At 34.0% G+C, this 8,681-nt stretch carries 5 protein-coding genes and 1 pseudogene; 1 reads left to right on the plus strand and 5 read right to left on the minus strand.

Annotated elements, in window-relative coordinates; all coding sequences use genetic code 11:
• Positions 1-161 precede the first annotated feature (161 nt).
• The 3 genes and pseudogenes from J7E81_RS29645 to J7E81_RS29655 all read right to left on the minus strand — a co-directional run bounded on the left by J7E81_RS29645 (position 162) and on the right by J7E81_RS29655 (position 5,263).
• Complete coding sequence (locus tag J7E81_RS29645) at positions 162-671, minus strand: DUF3916 domain-containing protein (RefSeq protein ID WP_215047731.1); 510 nt, start codon at positions 669-671, stop codon at positions 162-164.
• A gap of 803 nt (positions 672-1,474) precedes the next feature.
• A complete protein-coding gene (gene ltrA, locus J7E81_RS29650; protein ID WP_215047732.1) occupies positions 1,475-2,803 on the minus strand; it encodes a group II intron reverse transcriptase/maturase in 1,329 nt (442 codons plus the stop codon).
• A gap of 1,190 nt (positions 2,804-3,993) precedes the next feature.
• Positions 3,994-5,263, minus strand: a pseudogene (locus J7E81_RS29655) (IS110 family RNA-guided transposase).
• Between the two features lie 683 nt (positions 5,264-5,946).
• Here J7E81_RS29655 and J7E81_RS29660 point away from each other — a divergent pair.
• Positions 5,947-6,924: a DUF3231 family protein gene (locus J7E81_RS29660; protein ID WP_251028971.1), complete on the plus strand. Its 978-nt coding sequence runs from the start codon at positions 5,947-5,949 to the stop codon at positions 6,922-6,924.
• 197 nt (positions 6,925-7,121) lie between these two features.
• Here J7E81_RS29660 and J7E81_RS29665 read toward each other — a convergent pair whose 3' ends face one another.
• Positions 7,122-7,403, minus strand: a complete 282-nt coding sequence (locus J7E81_RS29665) for a hypothetical protein (RefSeq protein ID WP_215047733.1) — start codon at positions 7,401-7,403, stop codon at positions 7,122-7,124.
• A gap of 173 nt (positions 7,404-7,576) precedes the next feature.
• The gene (locus J7E81_RS29670) at positions 7,577-7,951 is read right to left on the minus strand and encodes a PHP domain-containing protein (RefSeq protein WP_215047734.1); all 375 of its coding nucleotides are present in this window, start codon (positions 7,949-7,951) and stop codon (positions 7,577-7,579) included.
• Between the last annotated feature and the right edge of the window lie 730 nt (positions 7,952-8,681).

Genomic DNA, 8,681 nt, shown 5'->3' on the forward strand with positions numbered 1-8,681 from the left:
ATTTGTCCTTTTTGCTGGCCAGCGTCGGGACTCTCTCATTCTACCAAGAGGTTATTTTTTTGTTCAAACTCCATTTTCTTTCATTACAGGAATGCTGCCTCGTTACTTGAAGAAGAAAAAAGCATTACCGTTGATGCAGTAATGCCCCAGTTAGCTCATTATTACAGGTGTCCAATATACCAAGTTTCACCACCGTATATATCAGCAAAAAAATAGTCCTTATTTATCACTTTAGATTTAGTCCCGATAACATCAAGTCCAGGGGGGATTTTTACATTCCACTCTTTTGCAAAATCCCGAAAATTCTCTGGTTTTACTATCGAAACATTTCCATCGTTCTGTTCAAATTCGACTTCTTCGGGTTCATTATAAATATAGATTTTTGTGCTATACCAATAGTGAAAATCAATCATTAAAACAACTTTCGCTGCTTCTAATTTAGCTGGTTTTAAATCAATTAAGTGTTTTGTTCTGTCAATCAAAAACTGAAAACATTCAGATTTTAATTTGTAAGAAACTTTCGAGGAATTTAACCAGTACGCTCCATTATCAGGGAGATGGTACTCATAATATCCCTCAAAGTCTGTTGGAAAAACTCTGGTCTCTTCTTCAAAATCTTTGTAAAATTTTCTGATACTTCTTTTTAACCCTCGAAATTTTTTCATTCTCATTCTAAAATTCTCCTTAATCAAAAGGTTAAATTTTGCATTATGTATTCTATCTTTTATACTCCCCATTGATACAACAAGTTCTTCAACAAAAAAGCCTTAATCCTTATTGAACTAAACTGCCCGTTAGCACAAAAAGAAAAAATGACCGCCCGCAGTGACCATCATCCTTAACAAAAGCACCCATTTAGCTGATTCATTGTCATAATTTCAAAACTATAAAATTTCTAAAATAACTTCCATCCTCCAACATCCCAAATAAATTGATAATAAAAATAATATAGAACCAAAAAGGTATTAAGGGTAAGAGATAAATGAGAAATGAAAGGCTTAACTATAGATTTTTTATAAATGAAAATTATTAGTAATGAGTTAACCAACACTGGTACTAATGTAAACCACAATCTTTCATCCCATATGGAAACAGTATTCGGGACTAACCACACTATGAGTTGGTCCGATATTTGTGCAATTACGGAAAATATGAGAAGTAACCAAAATAAAAATTGTAAAACATTGTTCTTATTTACTAAACTCATATAAATCACACCTTTTTATCGAATAAATATAACTTCAACAATTAAAGAAGAAATCCCTTTTTTGACCACCTAATTACCTAACATTTTATGCCATCCTTTTTAAACTAACCTGCCGGTTAGCACAATCAAAGGGATCGCAGCCGCAACCCCCAATTTTTCACTAGTCGAGTAGAAGGGAGCCTTTCTACCTTGCGGTAAATTGTACTCCTCCCCCCTCACAGAACCGTGCTTGCGCTATTTACGCACACGGCTCCTCCTAGTTATCATTTACAAAATATAGCTAATTTCTTTTCTTAAGTCGTATATATTAACCTTAACTCTTGCGTAAGGTAATGGATATTTATTAAGAAAGAGTCTGAATTTATCCCAAGTAAATGATTTCCTTTGACTTCTTCTATTGAGCCATTTAAACAGTAAGTACCCGATTTTGTCTCTGAATTTGTTTACACTTTGTGTATTATCTGTGATGCAATAATAGTTGTAATAACCTACTAGTGAGCGTTTAAATCTATCCATAATCATATGAATGTCTTTATTTCTGTTAATTTTCAACCATTCTTTAGTTTCTTTTAGTTTAGCTTGGACTTTCTTCTTGCTTGTTCTCCGTTTTACTCGAAATTTTCCTTGTTTACTCCTACCGCAATAGTGTGTAAATCCAAGGAAATCAAAAGTTTCCGGTTTACTTCTTCCCTGTTGATTTGCATTTTGCTCCGCAAACCGACCGAAGGGTATGATTTTGGTTTTATCCTCAGCTATTTCTAGATTAAATTTCTTTAATCTCAACTTTAATGAATGGAAGAATTGCTCGGCTTCACATTTATATTGAAAACAACAAACAAAATCGTCTGCATATCTCACTATGTATGCTTGTCCCTCGCACTGTTTCCTAACCCTTTTCTCGAACCATAGGTCAAGGACATAATGAAGGTATACATTGGCTAATATCGGAGATATTACTCCACCTTGCGGTGTGCCTTTGTCTGTTTTATATTTCTTACCTTCCTCCATATATCCACCTTTAAGAAACCTACCAATGATTCTAAGTAAGTTAGGGTCAGCTATTCGCAGCTTTAAGAACTCCATCATCCATGTGTGGTCAACGTTGTCAAAGAATCCTTTAATATCTACATCTACTACATAATTTACTGATCTCTTTTCAATATAATGGTTCAATATTTTCAAAGCATCGTGGCAGTTACGATTTGGACGGAATCCAAATGAACAGTCTAGAAAATCATTTTCATAGATGGTATTTAGTATTTTCGTAATGCCTCTTTGAACAATCTTATCTTCATGTTCCGGAATTCCCAATGGTCTTTTCTTGTTTGAATTGAGCTTTGGAATATACATTCTTCTTACTGGAACAGGATGATAACTTTTGCTTTTAAGCCTATTTACTAAATCCTCTATGTTTTCTTTTAGATTTTCACTGTATTGCTCTTTAGTTGTACCATTAACCCCAGTTGCCTTTTTGGTAGGTAGCTCCTGGTGACATTGAGCTAGTGATTGTTCATTTAATAAATGTGCAAGAGATGTAAATTTCATTTTAGAATCAGATTTTGCTAATTCTGCTATCCTTAGTAGTTTTGTTTCCATTTATTATCCCTACCTCTGTGTGTAGTAAATGTGTCCCTAGTAAGGTTGATAACTGGTAGCTAGCCTTCCCTCCGTCGGCATTACCCAACTTCATTGGTACTACGCTGCTATCCGACTCCCTACATCGGCATTTGGTTTCCTTGCTTGTTATCGCTTGTACACCATACTCTTCTAAAAAAAAAGAAAAGACCGGTAGGGTCTCCCGAGTTGCCGTATCAAATCAATGTATAACGTGCCAAGGTCTCTGACTCCAGAGAGGTTTTATCCTTCTTGCCTTTAACGAAAGATAAAATGTAGCTTTCTGCTGTGCTTAAGGCATCAGCCCTCTCGATTTACTAACATTATGGAGCTCAATCCCTTCAACCATTTGGCTTTCGGCCCGCCACCTAACTGTCTACGCTTAAAGACTAAAGTTACCTTTAGCCCTTCAAGACTCGCTACGAGCGAATGGCTAGTTCTTACTCGACGGGAATCCCACCCGCTATATGATACGACCTATGCTCGGCCGCACAAGCACCCGTTATCTTAAGAGCTTATCTTTTAGTTTTGTTTCTTAATTGTTTTATCAGTTCAATTACCACAAAAACAAATATAATTGCTCCAAATGTACCGTATACATATCTGTGATCTGTAAAATTCAATATTGATACAATCAAAGATAAAATTGCTGAAATCATTAACCTTAATTGCCCCATACTATTACCTCTTTTGTACCCTATTTGTTAAACATTTTCCAATAAGGTTTCCAACTTCTTCTTCAACTCCCTCAGTTTAATACGATTTTCTCACGAATGCTCGCTTATTCGCAGGATTTCACACCCCTTTAATTAGGGTTAACGGTTACTCGAAATGATTTCAGAACATTATGCTACGTGAAGGCATAGTGAAATAAAGGAGTGTATTGATACTCCATATTTTACCATATGATGTACATGCTCCACGCCGCCCCTGGAGGCTTTCCCTCCCATGTCTCAACGGGTCAAATGCCCTATCATTCCTTCGTCATGCCTATCCAAGGGGTGGAGGCCAGTTATGCTATCCTAATGGGTCCGTGCCCTTATGTTGAAGAAATCTGGTACTCCGTACATATTTGAAATCCTACGAATAAGCCAACATTCGGTAATACAAGTCTGCTATATTATACATTTCTATCATAAAAGGGGATGAGTAATCTTCGATTCTGTAAGTGATTAGGCTGCCAAAGGTGATAATGGTTGAAATTTATCAGGACAATAGGTTTCATTTCGTCGCGCTATACCTACAAAAATCCTGGCTAACTTACCTATTAACTTCATAATCGATTTCATTTTCTTCATTTTTTTCACTTTAACATTATGGGAATGTAATGCTTTGAATTCTGGGTTGTTCATCACAAGGCTCATTGTCGCTAAGTAGAGGAATCGCCGTAGTCTTGACCTTCCACGTTTAGAAATGATAATTTGACCTTTCCACTTCCCTGAACTTGCTTCAGCTAGATGCAATCCAGCATGGCGAAGTAGCGAATTACCGTGAGAAAAACCACTTAAATCTCCTGCCTCACCTAAAATGCCAGCTAGGGAAATTTCACTAATTCCTTTAATAGTAAGCAATTTCTTAGTGAAAGGGATTTTATTTAATGCATCAGTAACTTGTTCCTCCAACTCTTTCGAGTTGTGTTACAGCTAAATCATATTCTTCTAATAACTGTTCCAAATGAAATTTATAAGCATCAAGTGCTTGTCTTGTGCCAACAGATTTCCTGGCTACCTGAAGAAGTAATAGGGCCTTTTTTAACCCAGGCTGTCTCTTCATTATTGATTTCCAACCTGCTATAACCTCATGAGGCTGCAAATCCACCAATTCTTGGGGAGATGGAAATAGACGAAGGGTTGCGATTGCCCCTTTTGCCTTAATATCTTTAAACACCTGTCGGAGTTCTGGAAACACAATATCTACCCACCGATTTAATTGATTAATAGAACTAACAAGTCGTTTAACGACTACATCACGGTTAGACATCAGAACCCTTAGTTTTTCGAACGGTTCTGGTGTGTACCTAACCTCAGAGTAGTAACCGTTCTTCACCATATCTGCGATGACTAAGGCATCTTTTTTATCACTTTTTGATTGAGTATTATCACGATTTTCTTTATTCTTTTTTACTAAATGTGGATTTACCGTTACTACTTCAAGATCTTGTCTAGAAAGCCATTTTGAAAGATTTATCCAGTAGTGTCCAGTAGGTTCCATCCCAACTATAGTTTCATCTAGGTTATTTAATCTTTGAAGATTTTTAATCCATTTTAATAAACTAGCAAATCCCTCTTCATTATTTTTGAATGTAAGTGGATCTCCGTCAACAATTCCACGGAAATTAACAGCTACATGTAACTGTTGAGCAATGTCCACACCAACAACGAGATGTTTAACGGAAATTCTTTCTATTAGTTGATTTTGTTTGTTCTGCATTTTAAACTTCATAGTAGGGTTCCTCCTAAAGTTGTGAGTTAGAGTGGTGTCTATACTCATATCATACTGAGGAGCCCTATTTTTTTCAAAGTCGAAAAATAACGATCTACAGGAATGCTATCCTGCCCCGTTACTTCAATAAGAAAAACCATTACCGTTGTTCCAGTAATGCACCAGTGAGCTTAAGTATATTTATTCACAAATTTTTTAGCGCTTAATACAAAATTCAAAGTTCGATGTTCATGATGTTATAATATTGTCGGTCGGGGGATTTGAAGCTCTCGGCTTTTTCTATTCCAATAAATTATCAATTTGCCCCCATAAAAGAGGAGCAAGATAGCCTTGCTCTTCTTTTAATAACTTCTCTGCATTACCCTAAAACAACAGGTTGAACCCTGAGCAATTCAGTAAGACGAAGGAGTATTTTTTGAAATTCACGAACAATGTCCAGCAATTTATACGAAGTATTTTGAAAGTTCATAATTAAATAAGCTAGACGTTGTATCATGTGTTTTAGAATTTCCATTGCTTTTCCCTCCGCATCGAAGTTAATAGTGAGGAATACTCACCATTATTATTTTTCTTTATTAAATTGAATGTATGCTTTATAAGTTTAAAACTATAAAAAGAATACATACTTATAGGATTTATTGTAAATCATACAAGTGACATTATTATCAACTGAGGTGAATCTTTTGCCAAAATCAACCCTTTCCTCTACAGAAATAGCAACGTTGTGGGAGACTTGCAAGGAAAAAACCTTTATTTTACGTTTTTTAGAACATCTAATTCCCAATGCAAATGATAAACATGCAGAAAAAATTATGAATGATTTGCATAAAAACTTAGAAATATATGTTGAAAAAATTAAAACCATTTTTAAAAATGAAGGCTCTGTATGTCCACAAGGATTTTCCTCTAGTGACGTTAATATAAAAGTACCAAAATTATTTGATAATGGATTTGATGTAATGCTACTAAGGGCAGTAAAAGAAATGAGTATGGGTTTATATACCCTCAATATTGGAATGTCCTATCGTACAGATGTTATAAACATATATAAAGATTTAACAGCCATCACTCAGGCTTGTTATCATGATTGTACGCAATATTTATTGGAAAAGGGGATTCTTGCACGCCCTCCATACATACCAATGCCAAATTCTAACGAGTACATAAACGACTTACATTATTTAAGCGGATTTAATTTTTTTGAAAAGACGAGACAAATGGATTCATATGAGCTAGCAACAATTCATCATAATTTGGAAAACAACAATATAGGGATGACTTTAATGTATGCATTTTCGCAAGTTGCAAAAGAACAGGAAGTGAAAGATTATTTCCATAAAGGAATGGAGTTATCGAGTAAGATATTAAAAGAAAGTAGTAAAATGCTGTTAGATGATAATATATCGCCAATTATAACTTCTATTGGTAATGCTACTAATTCAAAAGAAAGCCCTTTTTCCGATAAATTAATGATGTACTTTAATTATATGTTAACAAACCTTATGCTTGGGGCTAATGCCTTTGCTTTTGGCTTCACTTTACGTAATGATTTAAAAATAAAATCAGCTCTTACTGCTAAAGATGTGGCGGACTACGCAAATGAAGGTACTAAAATAATGATAAAACATGGTTGGCTGGAGAAGCCACCACAAATAAGTTAGCACAACCGTAAATAGGTTACAAGGATCAATAATTAACAAGTTGGTCCTTGTTATTTACTCGACTGAAATAGATGATTTATATCCTGGTGCAAAGGGGTCAATGTGCTCTCCTATCCCAAAATTTTTTACAAATGAGTTTAAGTGCGTGCTTAATATCAATATCAAGCATACACGTTCTATTTCACATCTAACAGAAATTACCACAACATAACTTTTCCATCACGTTTACCATCCAATGGATCGATTAAATACGTTGTCACAATTGATCCTATACCACCCGCAGCAAGATTTAAGATGTTAAAAATCTTACTTTCACTAATTTTAATATAATGAAAACTAGTTTTTGCCACCGCTCCAGCAATCGCTCTCACCATCGATTTCTGTGTTGTATAGCTTAATAATTTAAATCCTGCTGTAGTAGCTCTAAATGCTTTTGTGGCTGGAACTAAATATAGCGCAATGTCAATTGCTCTAGCCAATAATACTTATCTTTGAATTTTTGCTGGTATTTTCGTAATACTTTTTTTAAATTATCTAGAGATACTTTAAATTGTTTCATACCTTCATATAACGCTTTTTCTCTTGAATAATCCCCGCTACAGAAAATCTCCCCTAAAGTGATTAAATCGTCTTCTGTACATTTGTAGTGATTTTAATTATATTCAAACTCTAACTCATTTAAAAAATACCTTTCTATTAAATGATCCACTTCTGGAGAAAAAATAATATGTATGTTAATTGCTCTATTTTTATAAGTAGTAGTATTTAGTCTAAGCTCAATATTTGGTAAAATTAAATCAATATTTTTTAATTTTCCCTCTTCTTTGAATTGTTTTACCTTCCAATATCCCTTTAAAGAAAAATAATCAGTAATTCCAATAACACTAATATCTTCAAGTTTTTCTAAAGTCTCTATATATCTATTCCAGTCTCCTGAAAAATTACTATTTAAAATCGATTCAGGTGTATGAATATGTAAATCCCATTTTTTCCAACATGACCCTTTAGAATTAAGTAAATGTTCCATTTTATAACTCCTATTTTGTAGATAAATTTTAATATTTATTCTAAGTAAAACTAGTGAATTTTTCTATAATGTCCCTGTTCCATTTTAACTATTAATAATTAAAATTTTATCATAATATATTTAGTAAAGCCTATTTTTCTTCCATAAATTGAAAAAGGAATTTCTAATAGTTCCTAAAAATAACAAAATCGTTCCTAACTGTATTAGGTCATAAATGATTTTATAATTTGATCCATTTTTAATAATCATATTCTTTTCTCACTGTCATCTCTCCTAAAATTCCCTTCGTCATTGATAGTCAGATTAAATTCTTCAATAATAGTATTTCGGTCTCCTAAAAAGCTCGGCAACTTTCAAACCACTTCTATGCATTAGACTCCTGCATTGTATCTTCTAAATTTCGCACTCAGTTTTCAACATAATGTAAACTATGATGAATTTCCTTGGTGTCGATCATATGACTTAGTTATATAAATCAACATAGTTTACAAGTTAAATATAAAAAATAAATTCTACATAGTTTATGAAGTAGTAATAATTCTGGATACCTTTAGGAGGTATCTTTAAACAGAAAAGGACTTCTATAGCGCAAAAAGCCGATTCCCTAAGACAATAAGGAATCGGCTTTTTTTAATCCTTCTTCAACAATAGCGCCCGATTGCTGAATATGGAAAATGTGAAAAAACTACAAAAATGGCTCCTCAGTTATGAAGTGCCACCCGTCAAGTAG

The organism is Bacillus sp. ISL-18 (genome assembly GCF_018613415.1).
GTDB lineage: Bacteria > Bacillota > Bacilli > Bacillales > Cytobacillaceae > Neobacillus.

What these genes read in the sequence shown, in the direction of transcription:
- J7E81_RS29645 (WP_215047731.1), bottom strand. Translation starts at nt 671, where the DNA reads ATGAGAATGAAAAAATTTCGAGGGTTAAAAAGAAGTATCAGAAAATTT.
- ltrA (WP_215047732.1), bottom strand. Translation starts at nt 2,803, where the DNA reads ATGGAAACAAAACTACTAAGGATAGCAGAATTAGCAAAATCTGATTCT.
- J7E81_RS29670 (WP_215047734.1), bottom strand. Translation starts at nt 7,951, where the DNA reads ATGGAACATTTACTTAATTCTAAAGGGTCATGTTGGAAAAAATGGGAT.